Annotated in this window: 16 protein-coding genes; 7 read left to right on the plus strand and 9 right to left on the minus strand. The window is 51.6% G+C overall.

All coding sequences use genetic code 11. From position 1 onward, the window contains the following. Window positions 1–43: 43 nt before the first annotated feature. The 8 genes from OCU43_RS14660 to edd all read right to left on the minus strand — a co-directional run bounded on the left by OCU43_RS14660 (window position 44) and on the right by edd (window position 9,743). On the minus strand, window positions 44–1,159 hold the full coding sequence (locus tag OCU43_RS14660) for an ABC transporter ATP-binding protein (RefSeq protein WP_091356680.1): 1,116 nt from the start codon (window positions 1,157–1,159) through the stop codon (window positions 44–46). A 36-nt stretch (window positions 1,160–1,195) separates the two neighbouring features. Beyond that, window positions 1,196–2,074, minus strand: coding sequence for a carbohydrate ABC transporter permease (locus tag OCU43_RS14665; RefSeq protein WP_091356678.1), 879 nt, complete (start codon window positions 2,072–2,074; stop codon window positions 1,196–1,198). Next, window positions 2,067–2,930, minus strand: a complete 864-nt coding sequence (locus OCU43_RS14670; protein ID WP_217647416.1) for a carbohydrate ABC transporter permease — start codon at window positions 2,928–2,930, stop codon at window positions 2,067–2,069. Before OCU43_RS14670 ends, OCU43_RS14665 begins: the two co-directional genes overlap by 8 nt. 212 nt (window positions 2,931–3,142) lie before the next feature. Further along, on the minus strand, window positions 3,143–4,402 hold the full coding sequence (locus OCU43_RS14675; protein WP_091356674.1) for an ABC transporter substrate-binding protein: 1,260 nt from the start codon (window positions 4,400–4,402) through the stop codon (window positions 3,143–3,145). A gap of 238 nt (window positions 4,403–4,640) precedes the next feature. Next, complete coding sequence (locus tag OCU43_RS14680; protein WP_245756532.1) at window positions 4,641–6,086, minus strand: ATP-binding protein; 1,446 nt, start codon at window positions 6,084–6,086, stop codon at window positions 4,641–4,643. Continuing rightward, complete coding sequence (locus OCU43_RS14685; protein WP_091356668.1) at window positions 6,083–6,805, minus strand: response regulator; 723 nt, start codon at window positions 6,803–6,805, stop codon at window positions 6,083–6,085. The genes OCU43_RS14680 and OCU43_RS14685 overlap by 4 nt, the downstream gene beginning before the upstream one ends. A gap of 145 nt (window positions 6,806–6,950) precedes the next feature. Beyond that, the gene (locus OCU43_RS14690; RefSeq protein ID WP_091356665.1) at window positions 6,951–7,916 is read right to left on the minus strand and encodes a glucokinase; all 966 of its coding nucleotides are present in this window, start codon (window positions 7,914–7,916) and stop codon (window positions 6,951–6,953) included. Next, entirely contained in the window at window positions 7,917–9,743 is a 1,827-nt protein-coding gene (gene edd, locus OCU43_RS14695) for a phosphogluconate dehydratase (protein ID WP_091356662.1), read from the minus strand. Window positions 9,744–9,930: 187 nt separating this feature from the next. Here edd and gap point away from each other — a divergent pair, with 187 nt between their 5' ends. The 3 genes from gap to OCU43_RS14710 all read left to right on the plus strand — a co-directional run bounded on the left by gap (window position 9,931) and on the right by OCU43_RS14710 (window position 14,000). Further along, entirely contained in the window at window positions 9,931–10,935 is a 1,005-nt protein-coding gene (gap, locus tag OCU43_RS14700; protein ID WP_091356660.1) for a type I glyceraldehyde-3-phosphate dehydrogenase, read from the plus strand. 13 nt (window positions 10,936–10,948) lie between these two features. After that, the gene (pyk, locus tag OCU43_RS14705) at window positions 10,949–12,382 is read left to right on the plus strand and encodes a pyruvate kinase (RefSeq protein WP_091357135.1); all 1,434 of its coding nucleotides are present in this window, start codon (window positions 10,949–10,951) and stop codon (window positions 12,380–12,382) included. A gap of 658 nt (window positions 12,383–13,040) precedes the next feature. Then, on the plus strand, window positions 13,041–14,000 hold the full coding sequence (locus OCU43_RS14710) for a carbohydrate porin (protein WP_091356657.1): 960 nt from the start codon (window positions 13,041–13,043) through the stop codon (window positions 13,998–14,000). A 95-nt stretch (window positions 14,001–14,095) separates the two neighbouring features. Here OCU43_RS14710 and OCU43_RS14715 read toward each other — a convergent pair whose 3' ends face one another. Beyond that, entirely contained in the window at window positions 14,096–14,668 is a 573-nt protein-coding gene (locus OCU43_RS14715; RefSeq protein WP_091362284.1) for a hypothetical protein, read from the minus strand. Between the two features lie 395 nt (window positions 14,669–15,063). Here OCU43_RS14715 and eno point away from each other — a divergent pair, with 395 nt between their 5' ends. The 4 genes from eno to OCU43_RS14735 all read left to right on the plus strand — a co-directional run bounded on the left by eno (window position 15,064) and on the right by OCU43_RS14735 (window position 20,292). After that, window positions 15,064–16,359, plus strand: coding sequence for a phosphopyruvate hydratase (gene eno, locus OCU43_RS14720; RefSeq protein ID WP_091362283.1), 1,296 nt, complete (start codon window positions 15,064–15,066; stop codon window positions 16,357–16,359). 161 nt (window positions 16,360–16,520) lie between these two features. Continuing rightward, complete coding sequence (locus tag OCU43_RS14725) at window positions 16,521–17,486, plus strand: carbohydrate kinase family protein (RefSeq protein ID WP_091362282.1); 966 nt, start codon at window positions 16,521–16,523, stop codon at window positions 17,484–17,486. Between the two features lie 331 nt (window positions 17,487–17,817). After that, on the plus strand, window positions 17,818–18,777 hold the full coding sequence (locus OCU43_RS14730; RefSeq protein ID WP_261832933.1) for a carbohydrate porin: 960 nt from the start codon (window positions 17,818–17,820) through the stop codon (window positions 18,775–18,777). Window positions 18,778–19,269: 492 nt separating this feature from the next. Then, window positions 19,270–20,292 (plus strand): sugar ABC transporter substrate-binding protein, encoded by a 1,023-nt coding sequence (locus OCU43_RS14735; RefSeq protein ID WP_091356654.1) that lies wholly within the window; start codon window positions 19,270–19,272, stop codon window positions 20,290–20,292. The last annotated feature ends 62 nt before the right edge of the window (window positions 20,293–20,354 follow it).

Here is a 20,354-nt window from a genome sequence, read left to right on the forward strand (position 1 = left end):
ATTTATAGCTAAAACAAAATACACCTCACTGCAGCTATCTGATTTAAAGCAATCTTTTTTCTGTCCTGGGATCAAACAGCACCGCTTTCGACATATCCACCATAAACTCCATATCACTACCGGCGGGCTTCTCCTCCATCGGGTGAACCCGGCAATCAACCTCCTGACCATTCAGGTTAATCAACACCAGGGTATCGGGACCGGTGGGTTCAGCCACGGCGACCTTTGCGGTAAAACGGGCAACACAGCTCTGCTCCTGTTTATGGGGGATCACATGAGTGATCTGCTCAGGACGAATTCCCAGTATCACCTCTTTGCCGATCCACTCCTGCAGTGAGCTATCACCATGCTGCAGTGGCAGAAAATAACGTTCATCATCTGAAGTTGTCACACTCAGACCATAACCATCGTCAATACACTCCAGCGTGCAGGTGAGAAAGTTCATTGCCGGTGAGCCCATAAAGCCCGCAACAAACATATTCGCAGGGTCATCGTAGATCTGCTGCGGAGTACCAAACTGCTGAACTTCTCCGTCCTTCATTACTGCGATTCGGTCCGCCAGAGTCATCGCCTCAATCTGATCGTGGGTAACATAGACAATGGTGGTTTTCAGACGCTGGTGCAGTTTTTTAATTTCAGTGCGCATCTCAACCCGCAGTTTGGCGTCCAGGTTAGACAGCGGTTCATCAAACAGATAGATCTTTGGATGACGTGCCAGCGCCCGCCCCATCGCCACCCGCTGACGCTGACCACCGGAAAGCTCAGAGGGCTTTCGATCCAGCAGATGGCTGATCTGTAACAGATCAGCAACCCGCTCAACTTCTTCCTCCCGCTCACTCTTTGGCACCTTACGAATCTCCAGCGCAAATGAGATATTGCCCCGCACCGTCATACTCGGGTAAAGCGCATAGGATTGAAACACCATCGCGATATCGCGGTCTTTCGGCGCTAATCCGGTCACATTCGTACCACCGATATGAATATCACCGGAGCTGACATCCTCAAGCCCGGCAATGCTATTCATCAGAGTCGATTTACCGCAACCGGACGGCCCCACCAGAATCAGAAATTCACCGTCATTAATACTCAGATCAATGCCTTTGAGTACCTCGACTTTACCGTAGTTTTTCTTAACACTTGAAATCTCTAACGTAGCCATAACCTTGTACCTGTTATTATTTTTAATCTGTCTGGATCAGCCTTTCACCGCTCCCGCGGTCAGACCACGAACAAAATACTTACCCGCCAGGACATACACCACCAGAGTAGGCAGCGCGGCAATCATCGCCGCAGCCATATCAACGTTGTACTCCTTAACCCCGGTTGAGCTATTGACCAGGTTGTTTAGTGCGACCGTGATGGGCTGGGTATCCCCGCCGGAGAACACCACACCAAACAGGAAGTCATTCCACACCTGAGTGAACTGCCAGATAATACAGACAACAAAAATGGGGGTTGATAGCGGCAAAATAATGCGCCAGAAAATGGTAAAGAAACCGGCTCCATCGATCTTCGCTGCGCTCACCAGTTCACTGGGCACCGAGACATAGAAATTACGGAAGAACAGCGTGGTAAAGGCCATCCCGTAAACGATATGCACAAACACCAGACCGGTTGTGGTATTCGCCAGCCCCAGCCATCCCAGGGTTTGCGCCATCGGCAGAATCACCACCTGAAACGGAATAAAGCAGCCAAACAGCATCAGGCCAAAGAAGATATCGCTGCCGCGAAACTTCCACTTGGTCAGCACATAGCCATTCAACGCGCCAAGAAAGGTGGAGATCAGCACCGCCGGAATAGTGATCTGAAATGAGTTCCAGAAAAACGCCCCCACCCCCTCACAACTCACGCCGGTACAGGCTGAGGACCAGGCCTTTACCCAGGCATCCAGCAGAAACTCCTCGGGCCAGGAGATCAGGTTACCGGCGCGGATATCGGCCATACTTTTCAGCGAGGTTAACAACATCACGACCAATGGCAAAAGATAGAACAGCACCGCTAACAGCAAGACCGCATACAGCGCCATTCGGCCGACCCTGATACTACGGGCGTTGGTATAGATTGAATCAGGCATTGTTTTTACCCCGCAGTTCGGAATAGAGGTAGGGGATCAGAATCGCCAGAACCACACCGAGCATCATCATCGCACTGGCGGACCCCAGACCGATCTGTCCCCGACTGAAAGTGGTCACATACATAAATGTCGCCGGCAGATCGGTCGCATAACCAGGCCCACCACCGGTCAGCGCCATCACCAGATCGAAGCTCTTAATCGCAATATGGGAAAGGATAATAAAGGCACTGAAAAATACCGGCCGCAGATGGGGCAGAATAATACGACGATAGATCATCGGCATACTGGCACCATCCAGTTGCGCTGCTTTAACGATCGAGCCGTCAACACCTCTCAGGCCAGCAAGAAACAGCGCCATCACAAAACCGGATGACTGCCATACCGCTGCAATCACCAGGGTATAGATCGCCATATCCGGGTTAACCAGCCAGTCAAACTGAAAGCTCTCATAGCCAAAGTCATGCAGCAGTTTTTCCAACCCCAGGCCCGGGTTAAGAATCCACTTCCAGGCGGTACCGGTAACGATAAAAGAGAGCGCCATCGGGTATAAGAACACCGTGCGGATTGAACCCTCTGCACGAATCTTCTGATCCAGCAGAATCGCCATAACCACACCGATGAACAGACAGATCAGGATAAACAGTCCGCCGAAGATAACAATATTCAGCGAAGCCACCGACCAGCGATCGTTGTCCAGCAACTTCTCGTACTGGGCAAAACCGACAAAGTTATAGTTGGGCAAAAAACGTGATTTAGTCAGGGACAGCACCCCGGTCCAGATAACATAGCCATATATAAACAGCAGCGTCATCACTACCGTGGGCGCCAGCACCAGTTTCGGCAGCCAGCGCTGCATCAGATCTAACAGATTAGAAGAACCTGCCCCCTGTGCGGATGAGTCTGCCAATAGGCCCCTGGTGGACAGGGTGCCGGCAGCATCGGAAGTAGCATTCGTCTTCATAGAGGTCATCCTCATACGAGTTTGGAGAGGGGTATCACCTATGGCGATACCCCGGAACCGCTCCCTAAGGAGCATTCAAGCAGAAGTGAGAAGTTTAGATAAGCGCTTTAGATCGCCGCTTTAACTGCCCGGGCCAGCTTTTCGGTTGCCTGTTCAGGCGTCAGCGAATCGCTGTTGAAGTAGTTGGTGACGACATCGTAGATGGCGCCCTGAACCGCAGAGGTGGTGGACATACCGTGAGCCATGCTGGGCACCAGACCACCCGACTTTGCCGTGGCGACAAAGTCATCCATCGATTTATGAGCACAGCTGTCGAATTTATCTCTTGGCATTCCCAGACGGGCCGGGATCGATCCCTTGTTGAGATTGAAGGTTTCCTGAAATTCAGGCTCCATAATCAAACGGGCCAGATCGGCCTGAGCCTGCTTATCATCGGCATCTTTGAGATCAAACATCGCAAAACTGTCGATATTGAAGGTGAAGCCATTCTGCGTATCGGGTGCAGCCACACAAAGATAGTCTTTACCAGGCTGCTTACCGGCGGCAGTAAACTCCCCCTTAGCCCAGTCACCCATCACCTGCATGGCAGCCTTACCATTAATCACCATTGAGGTGGCAATATTCCAGTCACGTCCGGCCGCATCGGCGTCAATGTACTGGTTTAAACGCTTAAAGGTTGCCAGAATTTCAGTCATTTTAGCGCTCGTCAGTACACTCTGATCATGCTCTACAAACGCTTTGCGATAGAAATCTGCACCACCCATGCCCAGGGCAACCGCTTCAAACAGGGTCGCATCCTGCCAGGCCTGACCACCATGGGCTAAAGGGATAAAACCAGCCGCCTTAATCTTATCGGCGGCAGTGAAAAACTCTTCCCAGGTGGTTGGAACTTCAGCCCCTGATTTTTTGAACACCTCAGGGTTGGCCCAGAGCCAGTTAACCCGGTGAACGTTGACAGGCACCGCCACATAATGGCCGTCATACTTCATGACGTTACTAACCACAGTCGGTAATAGATTATCCCAGCCCGCTTTGTCTGCAACCGCGTCCAACGGCGTGAGAAAGCCCAGCTCAGCCCATTCCTGGATATCTAAACCTTTAATCTGTGCAGCACTTGGGGGATTGCCCGAAACAGCCCGGGACTTAAGAACAGTCATGGCACTTTCACCGCCACCGCCGGCCACAGCAAAATCTTTCCACTGATGACCTTCAGCTTCGAGCAACTGCTTCAGCACAGCGGCAGATTTAGCTTCGCCACCGGAGGTCCAGTAATGGAGGACCTCAACATTACCCGCCTGAGCAGCTATTGAAACCAGACCGGATAACGCTGTCGCTAATACGGCTTTTTTTGCACTTTTAAGACTCATTGACCTTTACCTTTGTTTGTTTTTATTAGGCTTTGAGGTTTTTCCAGTCACATTCGATGACAGGTGATTGCATTAAAGCACGGCCTTTAAAAGGTTAGGGTTACAGCAGGAAAGGAAGTGTAACAAAGTGTTACAAAGAATAAATTAACCTTGAAGAACCAGCGATGCCCATCAAGGGGAAGAGAGCAATAATGCTAAAAACCGCAATACTAAAAACAGGTATGCAAACACCCCTTTTCTAATGCCGTGGTAGTCGGATCAACACTTCCAGCCCACCACCCTCACGGTTATGCAGTTCTAACTCACCCCCATGCGCATGAACAATATTTCGTGCAATACCAAGCCCCAGCCCCGACCCTCCGGTATAACGATTGCGGGATGATTCACCTCTGAAATAGGGTTCAAACACCTGATCAATCATCTCTTCGGGAATACCTGCACCCCGGTCGCAGATCCGCAGCGTGAGCAGATCAGGACTGTTCAGGACAAACACTTCAGCCTGCTGTCCGTAGAAAATAGCATTATCGATCAGATTTCCAAGGCAGCGTTTAAGCGCGATAGGTCGTCCCCAGAAGACCGGCCCCACATCACCAACCACGTTAACATTTCGCCCCTGCACCGCTGCATCATCCTGTAACGCACCCAGCAATGCCATAATATCAGTCGGCCGCACCTCTTCATGAAGATCCGTCCCCCGGGCGCACTCCAGAGCACCAGACACCATCCTGTCCAGCTCTTCCAGGTTGCGGCCAAACGTCTCCCGGTCATGCTCCTTATCCAGCATCTCTGCCCGCAGCCGCAGTCGGGTTATCGGCGTTTTAAGATCATGGGAGATCGCCGAAAACAATCGCTGCCGATCATCAATAAAACGGGTGATGCGTTCCTGCATACGATTAAAGGCCTGAGCTGTTGCCTGAATCTCCAGAGGCCCCTGCACCTTCAGGGGTGGCACATCGATCTCCCGCCCCAACTGCTCCGCCGCTTGCACCAGTTTATCCAGAGGACGGGTGAGCCAGCGAACAATCATCCCGCCCAAAAGCAGCAGGATCACCAGTAACAATCCCAGAAAATAGAGCCGGTCTGCGGGCAGGTAATCGGTCTTAATTAGGAGATCAGGTTTGGGCAGCAACGCCGCCAGATACAACCACTCCCCCTCCTCCATGCCGATCTGAGCGACTAAAATAGGTGGTGATTGGGGATCATAAATAAGACTTTGTTGCGACCATCGTGGCGGAAGATCCAACAACAGCGTCTGATTATTAAACACATGAAGCGTCTCGGGGCGGGAAAAACTGACGATAATCTCCGCTTTATTACCCAGCTTTTTACGTAATCCCTGAATAAAATTATCAATCACGATGCTCTTGAGCTTAGAGTCCTCAATATCTTCAATTGCGATCAGCTCTTTATTCAGTGATACAAAAAAACGGGTCCCCCCCATATCCCGTAGCTGGGACAAAACGATGTGCCGATATTCACTGGGCAGCGCCTTAAAAAAAGTAACGGTAGAGGAAACACTTTCGGCGAGATCCACAGCCATGCTGCTGGCCATCTTCTCATTCTCCCGGTTAATCTCCTGCACCCAGACCAGGTTGCTCATCACCTGAGCCAGCAACACGCCAAGCAACATCACCGCCAGCATTCGACCCAGCAGTGAACGGGGAAACCAGAACCAACGCTTCACATCTCACGCTCGACTTCAACGGATAACACATAGCCCGAGCCCCTGACGGTCTTAATGATGTGGGGGTCTTTGGCATCTTCACCGAGACGTTGTCGCAGCCGGCTTAGTTGCACATCGATACTGCGATCATATGGGCTGGACTCCCGTCCCCGGGTAGCGCCGAGCAGATCGTCACGATTCAGCACTTTATTTGGATTTTCCAGAAACAACAGCAGCAGATTATAGTCGGCCCCGCTCAACGGAATAACTTCACCGGAACTACCGATCAGATCACGGTTAACGGTATCCAGACGCCACTCGGAAAAACAGAAATAGCGCCCTTTCGACCCAGACGTACCCGCCGAGCGACTGCGGCGTAAAACCGCCTTGATCCTGGCCAGCAACTCTCTTGGATTAAAAGGTTTGGCGACATAATCGTCAGCGCCTAACTCTAAACCGACAATACGATCAGTTTCCTCAGCGGACGCGGTGAGCATGATAATGGGCACGTCAGAATCGATACGTACCTGGCGACAAAGACTGAAGCCATCCTCACCCGGCATCATCAGATCCAGAATAATCAGATCAATCTGAGTGGTCTGCAGCTGTTTAATCAGCTGTTCACCGTTTTCAAGCGATAGCGTTTCATAGCCATTCTGGCCGAGGTAAGACCCCAGCAGTTCACGAATCTCATTATCATCATCAACAATCAAAATGCGCTTTGTCTGCTCACTCGACACGATACGTTTCCTTCAAAAAATCCGGGGCTAGGTTCTGTTACAGCCACGTTGCCTGACACTCAACATCAGTGCCGCCTGTCCAGCCTGAACAGCGTGCAGGCCCTAATGGGCAGTCATTATGATGAACAGATTATAGTCTAACAACTCAGCCGGCCACTTCACTGTTATCCAGTGCCGCCGCCGCACCCAACAACCCAGGATTATCTGCGATACAGAGCCAGACCGGAACCGCCTGCATGTAAGCCGTAAAACGTCCTTTGTCTTCAAAGGCCCGCCGGAAGTCACTCTGAAGGAAAAACTCAACCACCCTCGGCAATATTCCACCACAGAGATAAACACCTCCCCGGGCCCCCAGCGTTAATACGTTATCACCCGCCACGCCCCCCAGAATACGACAAAACCGGCTTAGCGCCTCTACCGCAACAGGATCACTTCCCTCTACCGCAGCAATACTCACGGCCGCGGGCGAATCACAGACGATCTCGCTTCCCCGCAGCTCTGATAAGATCTGATACAGATTCAGCAACCCCTGGCCGCAGAGAATCCGCTCAACCGAGACCCGGCCAAAACGGGCGACCAGTGCTCGCCACAGATCGATCTCAACGTCATCTGCAGGGGCAAAACTGATATGCCCCCCCTCCGTTGATAAGGGAATCCAGTCATCATTGGCTTTGACTAATCCGGATACCCCCAGCCCGGTTCCCGGGCCGATGACCAGTCGCGCTGCACCCTCAAGAGAGCGACCAGCGCCCACCTGAATTTTCTCATCCTCAGCGATATGCAGCATCCCCAGCGCCATCGCGGTAAAGTCATTCACCAGCTTCAGCTGTTTCAGGCCAAGCTGTTGCGCCAGACCTGTGCGGCTAAAGTGCCAGTGATTGTTGGTCATGTTAATCACTTCACCCTGCACCGGGCAGGCAAACGCCAGACAGGCCCGCTCAATTCCGGCGATACCGACACGGCTGAAATAGGCGCTGCATGCCGCATCAATATTGTCATACTCAGAACATTGCAGGGTATCCACATGCTCTAACACCACGGAGCCAGGCCGGACCAATGCAAAACGGGCATTAGTGCCACCGATGTCACCAACGAGTGCGTACTGGATCATTCACTTTATTCCAGAAAAATTAAAAACGGTTGCACCCTCTTCTGCACAGCAAACCTGCTCGCGCATCGGCGCAAACAGCTCACGCCCCATCCCATGATGATGTTGTGCCGCAGAAGCTGGCATCGTCAGGCCTCGGGATAACCAGGATGAATCTTCAGCGATCAGTTCCAGAGTGCCAGTGGTCGCATCAACCCGGATCAGATCACCATCGGCCACCTGCGCCAACGGCCCACCCAGACTGGCTTCTGGCCAGACATGGATCGCAGCCGGCACTTTACCCGATGCGCCGGACATCCGTCCATCGGTCACCAGCGCCACCTTAAAGCCCCGGTCCTGCAGCGTACCTAAAAAGGGCGTCAGCTTGTGTAACTCTGGCATACCATTGGACGTTGGCCCCTGATAACGCACCACGGCAACAAAATCACGCTCCAGCTCACCCCGCTCGAAGGCCGCACCGATCTCATTCTGATCTTCAAACACAATCGCCGGGGCTTCGACGATTTGATGTTCAGGTGCAACGGCAGATACTTTAATCACACCGCGACCGAGATTACCCTGCATCAGTTTCAACCCACCATCCGGGCTGAAGGGTTGCTCCACGGAACTCAGCACGGCAGGGTCCAGCGATTCCTGCACCCCTTCGCGCCATACCAGTTTGCCATTCTCAAGGAAGGGCTCCTGAGTGTAGCGTGACAACCCCTGCCCCACGACGGTCATGACATCTTCATGCAGATAGCCGCCAGCCAGCAGTTCACGGACCAGATAACCTACACCACCCGCCGCCTGAAAGTGGTTGATATCCGCTTCACCGTTGGGATAAACCTTTGCCAGCAAAGGCACGACAGCAGACAGGTCAGAAAAATCATCCCAGTTAATAATCACCCCCGCTGCCCGGGCGATCGCGATCAGGTGCATGGTATGGTTGGTGGAGCCGCCGGTTGCCAGCAAAGCAACCACCGCATTCACCAGAGAACGTTCATCAACAATTTTATACAGGGGAGTGAACTCGCCATTCTGAGCCGTCAGACGAACAGCCTGCCTGGCCGCCTCACGGGTCAGCGCTTCACGCATCTCAGTACCCGGATTAACAAAGGAGGAACCCGGCAGATGCAGGCCCATCACCTCAACCACCATCTGGTTACTGTTCGCGGTGCCATAAAAGGTGCAGGTACCGGCGCTGTGGTAGGAATCGGATTCACACTGCAGCAATGCATCACGGCCCACCTTTCCTTCGGCATAGAGCTGGCGAATCTTAGCTTTCTCCTTATTCGGCAAACCGCTCGGCATGGGGCCTGCTGGCACAAACAGCGTTGGCAGATGGCCAAATCGTAATGCACCAATAAGCAAGCCGGGCACGATTTTATCGCAGACACCGAGATAGAGCGCAGCATCGAACATATTGTGCGACAAGCCCACCGCGGTCGCCATCGCAATCACATCACGGCTGAACAGACTCAGCTCCATACCGGGTTGCCCCTGGGTGACACCATCGCACATAGCGGGCACCCCCCCGGCAAACTGTGCCACAGACCCCAGCTCATGCACCGCTTCACGAATCTGATCAGGAAACTGTTCAAACGGCTGATGGGCGGACAACATGTCGTTATATGACGAAATAATACCAACATTCACCGCGTTAACCATTTTCAGCGCCTGCTTATCTTCAGCCCCGCAGGCTGCAAAACCGTGCGCCAGATTACCGCAGGATAGACGGGCCCGGTGCACCCCCCTCTCTTCTGCGCCTTGCATCTGGCTTAAATAGTCTTCACGGGTTGCCCGGCTGCGCGCAATGATTCGATCTGTAACCTGTTTAACAACGGTGTGCATAGTAACTCCTGAGCTTCTCTTTGGTCAGACGCAAACTGAGTATAAAGCCTGCAATATAACCTGTGTTCGATACCTTTATATCGGTAAGTTTACTAATTTATTTTTCAAAGCTCCATTGATTTTTGCATAAAACTACGTAATATTAACAACAAATAACACTTACAACGCCAGTACCGAGGTATATTCAATGACAATTCGCGTAGCAATCAACGGATTTGGCCGCATCGGCCGCAATGTGCTCCGGGCACTTTATGAAAATAACTACCGCGATAAAATTCAGGTGGTCGCCATCAATGATCTGGGCGATGCCACTATCAACGCCCACCTGTTTAAGTATGATACGGTTCACGGTCAGTTTACAGGCGAAGTCAGCCACGACGATGAAAATATTGTCGTCAACGGTGACAATATCACCATCAGCGCCGTACGCAATCCAGCGGAACTTCCCTGGAAAGAGCTGAACGTCGATGTTGTTTTTGAGTGTACCGGGCTGTTCACCGAACGCGCTAAAGCCGCGCAACATATCACTGCGGGGGCACGTAAAGTGATTATCTCTGCCCCCGGCAAAAACGTTGATGCCACCGTGGTCTATGGCGTCAACGATCAGATTTTGCGTCAGTCTCACGAAGTGATTTCAAATGCATCCTGCACCACCAACTGCCTGGCACCGGTAGCTCAGGTTTTGCAACAGCAGATCGGTATTGAGAGCGGCCTGATGACCACTATTCACTCCTATACCAATGATCAGAACCTGTCCGATGTCTATCACTCTGATCTGTACCGGGCACGGTCTGCCACTCAGTCAATGATTCCGACTAAAACCGGCGCAGCAGCAGCGGTCGGCCTGGTGCTGCCCGGACTGGCCGGCAAAATTGATGGCATGGCGGTACGGGTGCCTACCATTAACGTATCTCTGGTCGACCTGAGCTTTATCGCCGAACGGCAAACCAGCGTCGATGAAGTCAACCAACTGCTTGCCAACGCTGCCGCCCACTCAGCGGTGCTGGGTTATAACGAAGCTCCGCTGGTGTCAGTTGACTTTAACCATAACCCGCTTTCCTCAATCTTCGATGCCTCTCAAACCAAGGTATCCGGACGACTGGTAAAAGTGATGTCCTGGTATGACAACGAGTGGGGGTTCTCCAACCGTATGCTGGATAACACTCTGGCCCTGATGCACGCGCCAGCCTGAGGAAATGATGAAAATGTTGAGACGTACTAAGATAATTGCCACGCTGGGACCTGCAACCAGCAGTGAAGAGCAACTCGAAAAATTGATTCTCGCAGGGGCTGATGTAGTGCGCCTCAACTTCTCCCATGGCGAAGCGGAAGACCACCGTCAACGCGCAGAACTGGTACGTAAACTGTCCAGAAAGCACGGCCGGTTTGTTTCCATTCTGGGCGACCTTCAGGGTCCGAAAATCCGTATTTCCCGCTTTGCTGAGCAAAAGGTCAAACTGAAAATTGGCCAGCCATTTACTCTGGATGCAACACTGGATCGTGATGCCGGCGATGTCACCCGGGTGGGCCTTGATTACAAAGCACTGATAGAAGATGCCCGCGTGGGCGACATTCTGTTGCTGGATGACGGCCGTATCGAATTAAAAGTAACTGAAACGTTCGAAAACAAGCTGAATACTGAGGTTCTGGTTGGCGGCTGGTTGTCCAATAACAAGGGGATTAACCGCTTAGGTGGCGGACTCTCGGCAAAGGCGCTCACCGATAAAGACAAAGACGATATTAAAACCGCTGCAGCTATTGGCGTGGATTACGTGGCAGTATCATTCCCCCGGGATGCCGCTGATATGCATGAAGCACGGGCTTTGCTTAAGGCCGCCGGTTCGACTGCCGGGCTGGTCGCTAAAATTGAACGGGCAGAAACCGTCGCCGACCCTGAAGTACTGGACGATATTATCCGCGCCTCAGAAGCGGTGATGGTGGCCCGGGGCGACCTGGCAGTGGAGATTGGTGATGCGGAACTGATCGCGGTACAGAAACATATCATCGCCCGTGCCCGCACCCTGAATACCGTCGTGATCACCGCCACCCAGATGATGGAATCGATGATCAGCAGCCCAATGCCTACCCGTGCTGAAGTCTCGGATGTTGCCAATGCTGTGCTGGATTATACCGACGCGGTCATGCTATCCGCAGAAACCGCCGCAGGGGACTATCCAACAGAGACCGTCCAGGCGATGGAGCGGGTCTGCCTCGGGGCTGAGCGCCACCCATCATCGAAACGATCAAAGCACCGGATCAATGAAGATTTCCACGACATCGATGAAACCATCGCGCTGTCTGCAATCTATGCGGCCAACCATCTGGTAGGCATTAAAGCGATCATCAGCATGACCGAGTCGGGTGCTACCCCCCAACTGATGTCGCGCTTACGCACCTCAGTGCCGATCTTCGCCCTGTCAGGCCGTGAAGATACGCAGTTCAGAGTGGGCCTCTATCGCGGTGTCTACACCATCCCCTTTTATGCCGAACAGTATGATCCCGAAGAGATCAATACCAAGGCGGTCCAGGAACTGATTGAGCGTAAAATCGTAGTGCCAGGGGATATGGTTATTATCACTAAGGGTGATTACCTCAATGCTCAGGGAGGCACCAACACCATGAAAGTGGTGAGAGTCTAAGCTGCAAGGCTTACTTAAACAGCTTATCTGATTAGCTTGTCTGAAAAACTGCTCGTTCGCGGAATGACCTGAGTGTATACAAAGGTCTTTGGGCACTTATATTTTAAATATGAGTGCCATTTTTTTAATAAACCTTTTTCAACCAAGCCAGCCTGATAAATAATTTAAAAACAGAAAGCATTAGAATAACCATCTTCCAATGCATTTTTCTATCTCATAAAAAAAATCACAACAGATACCATCACAAAAACCTTTAGCCGCCTGCCAACAATAATCATCCATAAAAAGCCATACCATAAAATCCATAATAGTTACGACTCACAATTACGAAAAATAGTTACGAAACATAGTTACGACAAACAGTTACGACAAATAGTTACGACATGCCTCTGATACAGGCCAGAATCTGATATATGGGAAGCCCCAACCATAAAAAATCACACCCTAAAAACAGACTAATCAAACAATCAAAAAAGTATAAATTCAGACACCTAAAAGTACAGATATAATCCATAGTCAAAAAAATACACAACATCCATCATTTTTGTATTTGTTCAAAATATCCACCTCCTATTAAATAAATCTCATCAGATCACAGAAATAAAACTGATAAACAAAAATACGAAAAATAAACATAATAATCGTAAGAGGTTTCACTTTGAATAAATCAATTTTACTCACCGGCGCAATTCTTGGCTGCACGCTATCAGGCCTGGCACAGGCACAACTTGCGTTTGATGCAAATCTTGAACTGGATACCGATGCGGTTGATACCGCAACCTCCTCCACAACCTATGACCAGAACGGTTTTGTCGAACTGAATGTCGCCTCAAAACATGAAAACGGAGAATACTTCGTTGCTGCCAAAGGCGGCGTGCGTCTGACCACCGATGGCGATAAAAATGTGGTGGTGCGTGATGCCTATATTCAGCTGGGCAACAACAGCTGGGATGCGCAGATCGGCCGCTTCGAGGCGATCAATCTATTCCCTCTGGGTAAAGACACCCTGGTTGCCCATGCCGGTGGCGTATCGGTTTATGAAGCAAACAAAGTACGCGGTTTTGCCGGTGACGATGGGGGTCAGATCGCCCTGCACTTCAAAGCCTCGGACAGCCTGAAGTTTGAACTGGATACCCTCTATGGTGATGATGACACCGCCGGTGACAATGGTACCGCGGTTTCCGGTTACCGCCCTTCTGTTACCTGGAGCGCTGACGCCTTCAGCCTGACGGCAGGTTTTGAAAGTGTTAAGTACGACCTGACCGCGGGCGGCAATGTTGATCAGACCGGTTATGCATTAACGGCGAACTTTGATCTGTCCGGCGCTAACGTCAATATCTCTGCATCCCGTCTGGAAGATGACAACACCGACCAGACAGTGAACTCCTATGCGGCGAACTTCACCTACGGCAATCTGGGCGCGGGTATCATCCGCTCCGACGAGGATAACGCCACCGGTCCTGACCCTGATGTGACCACCAGCTATATCGCTTACTCAGTACCTCTGTTTGGTATTCCAGAAGCAACCGTCACTTTTGCCGGTTCCTACTCGAGCGCATCAAATGTCGTGGACGATGAAACCACTGCAGCCCGGGTTCGGTTCAACTATACCTTCTAACCCGTTCAAGCAGCGTGAGTCCGGTTGTTGTCCCCCTTCACGGCTACCGGACCCACGCACCAAACAGTTCCACAGCACAGCGATAGCTACCGCTGTTAATGTACTTTAACCACTGACCAGCCTTTCACTTCGCACTCACCGCAATGACCCAGCTCGACGGTTTTGGTAAACACCACGTTGGCATAGTTAAAACTGTCAGATTCGGCCATTCGTTTTACCACAGGAACCTGATATCTAAGCGGATACACGCTGTCCGATTTTATATAACGGCCACAATCACCGTCCGTGCGAAATACGCAATACTGATAGCTATACCCGGCGGGTCTGATAAGCGGCACCGTTTCAGATGACAGGCAACGACGATCGCTGTCGCCGATACTACCGGTGACTGAAAACTTACTGCACACATGGGTAGTCCCTGCATACAGCATCAGATCGCCGTTGTTATCACGGTAATAACTCATTTCAGTCACTTTAGCCCAGACCACCTTTGAGCCTGAACCATTAGCAGCATGCACATAAAACGGCACCGCCGGTACCACCGGATAATGAAAACGATCCTGGTACAGCTCACTTATTGTGCTTTCCGGCCCTATCCCAGCAGCGGCCTGCAACGGAATAATGGCCAACAAAGGCAAGATTAGCAGACGTGCAATGAACTTATTCATAACCTGACTCCCGGCATTCAAACGATGGAGGATAGTCCGCCTGTACCTCCGGATAATCGGCCCCTCATCACCCCCCCTGACCCCGACAATCCCTGAAAACAGCATTGGTACTGACAGACCACTACAAACGCTGATGTTTGCAAAGAGTAACCAATGACCTGATGAGAAACCTCTGATAAAGGATATGCCCTAAACATGAGATCAGACTGAAAATCCGCAGAAACCACTCTGTTTTTTTAGAATCGTTCGCTATTTAGCATGAGCCAAAGCATATATACAGCCTTAATTACGTTTTATTACTTATAAAAATACAAATATAGATTCATATAAAACAAAATATACGTTATATTTACAAAATTATTGTCCACAAGAATAACCGACAGGAGACCATCAGCATGACCAGTATCATCGAGAAGATAGTTGCACGGGAGATCCTGGACTCCCGGGGTAACCCAACCGTTGAAGCCGAGGTGATACTGGCCTCAGGTGTAACCAGCGTCGCTTGTGCGCCCTCAGGGGCAAGTACCGGATCAAGAGAAGCACTTGAACTGAGAGATGGCGATAAAAGCCGTTACAACGGCAAAGGGGTTTTAACCGCTGTTGATAATATCAACGCAAAGATCGCCGTTCTGCTCAAAGGCTTTGACGCCCAGAATCAACGCACACTGGACCAGGCGCTGATCGAGATGGACAACAGCGAAAACAAGTCTAACCTCGGTGCCAACGCGATGCTGGCGGTTTCTCTGGCCGCGGCAAAAGCCGCCGCAGCGGATCAGAACCGCCCTCTTTATGCCCACATCGCCTCTCTTTATGGACAGCCTGGCGTATTCAGCATGCCTCTGCCGATGATGAACATCATCAATGGCGGCGAACATGCCGACAACACGGTTGATATTCAGGAGTTTATGATTCAGCCGGTCTCTGCCCCCACTTTTCGTGAAGGCTTACGCATGGGTGCTGAGGTATTCCACTCTCTCAAGAAAGTACTTCAGGCGCGGGGACTGAGTACTGCCGTGGGTGATGAGGGTGGTTTTGCACCGGATCTGAAAAACAACGAGGAAGCGCTGATCGTGATTCGTGAAGCGGTTGAACAGGCAGGCTACACACTGGGAACAGACTTCACTCTGGCGCTGGACTGTGCCGCATCTGAGTTTTATCGTGATGGCGAGTATCAGCTCAGCGGCGAAGGTAAGTCATTCAGTTCAGAGGGTTTCAGCGATTACCTGGCAGAACTGACTCAACACTATCCGATTGTATCAATTGAGGATGGTCTGGATGAATCCGACTGGGAAGGCTGGGCTTACCTGACAGAGAAACTAGGTAGTGAAGTTCAACTGGTAGGTGATGATCTTTTTGTCACCAATACGCAAATACTTCAGCGCGGTATCAATCAGAAGATCGGCAACTCAATCCTGATCAAGTTTAATCAGATCGGCACCCTGAGTGAAACCCTGGATGCGATCAGAATGGCACAGGATGCAGGCTATCGCGCGATAATTTCCCATCGCTCCGGCGAAACGGAAGATACCACCATTGCAGACCTGGCCGTTGGCACCTGTGCCGGACAGATTAAAACCGGTTCTCTCTGCCGTTCAGACCGGGTGGCCAAATACAACCGTCTGTTGCGTATCGAAGAAGCGCTTCAGGGTGCGGCTCCCTATCGCGGTCGTGGCGAGATTTTCGCACAATAACCGGGATTCATGATTCAGCGATACCTGGTTACAATTGTTAACGGGCGTTAACCTCTCAGACATCGACGGTTAACGCCCCTCCTTTTAAATAGAGCCATTATACTCAGGGGAATGGAGCCGTTTTTTGCCCCCTTCCCTAATAACCGTTCAGGAACACAACCATGCTAAAGGTCATCTCTTTTGGCGAAGCTCTGGTCGACATGCTCTCCAGCCGGGTCAGTGAAAACCGATCTAACGAGATTGAGCAGTTTGCGAAATACCCCGGAGGCGCCCCCGCCAATGTCGCGGCGGCCGTAGGGAAACTAGGCGGCAACAGTTACATGGCCGGTAAAATTGGCACCGATATGTTTGGTGTCTTTATGCGTCAGTCATTACATGAAGCTGGCGTGAATACCGACTACCTGTTGAATACCGACGCAGCCAACACCGCACTGGCGTTTGTTTCACTGGACGCAGAGGGCGAGCGCAGCTTCACTTTTTACCGCAACCCCTCTGCCGATATGCTGTTTACAGCGGATGAATTTGAGGATCACTGGTTTACAGATGCGGGCATCTTTCACTTCTGCTCCAATACTCTGACGGCAAGCGGCATCAGAGAAGCGACGCTGACCGGGATAGATAAAGCCAAAGCAGCAGGCTTTCTCATCAGTTTTGATGTCAACCTGCGCAACAACTTATGGCCCGCGGGCAGCGACCCGGCAGTCCCTATCTGGCAGGCCCTGGCACTGGCCGATCTCGTTAAACTGAGTCAGGAAGAGATGAACTTTCTTGCCGCCAGCACCTCGCAGGATGAGGTGCTGCAACGACTTCTGGACAGCGGCGTGTCGCTGGTGCTGCTGACCGATGGCGGCAACCCTTTGCGTTACTTCAGTGCACAGAACGCCGGAACAGTCACGCCACCCAGTGTCTCTATGGTGGACAGCACCGCCGCAGGTGATGCGTTCATTGGTGGATTTATCTATCAGCTTGCCGCATTGGACTGTCAGCCTGGTGACCTGAATTCACTGCTGAACACGCCGGACAGACTAGAGCAAGCACTGCGATTCGCCTCCCATTGCGGTGCCTACGCGGTATCCCATAAGGGAGCCTTCACCTCACTGCCCGGTATAGACGACCTGCAACTATAAACGGCGGTACTCTGATAGCAGATCAGAGGCAAGCAGATCAACGCGTCCCAAAAGGCCCTGATTGCAATCATTCGATCAGGGCCTTTTTTTGTCTGCAAGCCCACCCTCTGATAACAGTTATCGCTTGCCGACAGGCAATCTCATACCGGGACGATCTGAAATTTCCATCAAGCATTTCAATTATTAACAGGGCTCTGAATGAATAAAATCAGAGGTTAACCCTATACCTTTTCAATAGCAGTCAGCGTATCGCAGGAGATCAGACTCATCCTGATGAGCTCGGCCTGCGACACGCTGATCTGAAAATAATAAAACGAAAAGGTGAATCACGTTGAAAACGTCCATTTTATTAACGTCCGCTGCGATTGGCTGCCTATTAGCCGGTACAGCTCAGGCACAGCTCGCATTTGATGCAAATCTTGAACTCGATACCGATGCGGTTGATACCGCAACCTCCTCCACAACCTATGACCAGAACGGTTTTGTCGAACTGAATGTCGCCTCAAAACGTGAAAACGGCGAGTACTTCGTTGCGGCCAAAGGCGGCGTGCGGCTGACCACCGATGGCGATAAAAATGTGGCGGTGCGTGATGCCTATATTCAGCTGGGCAACAACAGCTGGGATGCGCAGATCGGCCGCTTCGAGGCGATCAATCTATTCCCTCTGGGTAAAGACACCCTGGTTGCCCATGCCGGTGGCGTATCGGTTTATGAAGCAAACAAAGTGCGCGGTTTTGCCGGTGACGATGGGGGTCAGATCGCCCTGCACTTCAAAGCCTCGGACAGCCTGAAGTTTGAACTGGATACCCTCTATGGTGATGATGACACCGCCGGTGACAATGGTACCGCGGTTTCCGGTTACCGCCCTTCTGTTACCTGGAGCGCTGACGCCTTCAGCCTGACGGCAGGTTTTGAAAGTGTTAAGTACGACCTGACCGCGGGCGGCAATGTTGATCAGACCGGTTATGCATTAACGGCGAACTTTGATCTGTCCGGCGCTAACGTCAATATCTCTGCATCCCGTCTGGAAGATGACAACACCGACCAGACAGTGAACTCCTATGCGGCGAACTTCACCTACGGCAATCTGGGCGCGGGTATCATCCGCTCCGACGAGGATAACGCCACCGGTCCTGACCCTGATGTGACCACCAGCTATATCGCTTACTCAGTACCTCTGTTTGGTATTCCAGAAGCAACCGTCACCTTTGCCGGTTCCTACTCGAGCGCATCAAATGTCGTGGACGATGAAACCACTGCAGCCCGGGTTCGGTTCAACTACACCTTTTAACTGGCCTTTGAAGACCCCGTTTTCATGGCTCATATAAACAGGGCCTGACCTTCGCATCCGGACCCCCACCCCCTTCGGGGGTCTGCATACAATACGGTCAGTGAAACCGGCACTCAATACCGTGAGTGCCGGTTTTTTGTTTAAACCAGGATCAACTATCCATCCCTGATCGCGCCGTTTTCTAATCACGCCTGAAACAGGCAGATTTAGTCAAAAGAGCTTACTCACCCCAAGCACCTGTCATCTCATAAAAACCTGTCTTTTCATAGCAATGCCCCCTGATAGTTCAGCTCGGAAGCGCACAATATTTCAATTGTTAACACGATAACTCACAGCAGAAATTCCCCGTTAATTCCCCTCCTTTTAAATAGACACTGAGATTCATCAGAGCAGCGTCATTCATAACCTTGCTCATAAGGACTGATGAACAACGGATTCTGAATCCACCGTTTTACGACAACCAGAAAGATAAAAATAAAAGGAAAGTACGCCATGAATAAGAAATCAGTTGTTCAAGCTATGATGCTGGCCACAGCCCTGTCTGCGCCTTTCGCCATGGCAGCCGACAAACCTGTCGTAGGCCTGATCACCAAAACCAATACCAATCCATTCTTCGTCAAAATGCGTGAGGGCGCGCAACAGAAAGCCGATGCGATGGGTGTTGATCTGCGCACTTTTTCCGGCAAGTTTGATGGTGACAACCAGTCTCAGGTGCAGGCGGTCGAAAACCTGATCTCAGCTGGCGCGAAAGGCATTCTGATTACTCCAAGTGACCCCGCAGGCATAGTACCCGCCATCGATCGTGCCCGTGAAGCCGGTCTTCTTGTGATTGCGCTGGACACACCACTGAGTCCTGCAACCGCAGCAGATGCCACCTTTGCCACCGATAACTTTAAAGCGGGTGAGATGATCGGTCAGTGGGCGGCCGCAACCCTGGGTGATAAAGCAGCAACGGCTAAAATAGCAATGCTGGACCTGAACAGCAGCCAGATCACGGTCGATGTTGCCCGTGATCAGGGCTTCCTGAAAGGCTTCGGTATCGACCTGAATGACCCAAACCGTATCGGCGATGAAACCGACCCACGCATTGTCGGGAACGATGTCACCAGCGGTGCTGAGGAAGGGGGTCGCCGGGCGATGGAAAACATGCTGCAGAAAGATCCCGAAATCAATGTGGTCTACACCATCAATGAACCGGCTGCCGCTGGCGCGTATGAAGCGCTTAAATCTGCTGGCCGTGCCGATGATGTGCTGATCGTCTCTGTCGATGGCGGCTGCCCCGGTGTTGAGAACGTCAAAGACGGCGTGATCGGTGCCACCTCGATGCAGTTCCCGCTGCGCATGGCGTCAATGGGCGTCGATGCCATCCTCAAATTTGCCCAGACCGGCGAAAAGCCTCAGGCCACTGAGGGACTGGATTTCGTCAATACCGGCGTTGAGCTGATTACCGATAAGCCTGTCAGTCATATCGATGCCAGGAGCTCATCTGAAGGTCTGTCTATGTGCTGGGGCTAAGCCCGGACAGATAAGCACGACACAACAGCAGGGTAGCCATACCCTGCTGGCTATCAGGTAAA

Source organism: Amphritea atlantica, from assembly GCF_024347255.1.
GTDB lineage: Bacteria > Pseudomonadota > Gammaproteobacteria > Pseudomonadales > Balneatricaceae > Amphritea > Amphritea atlantica.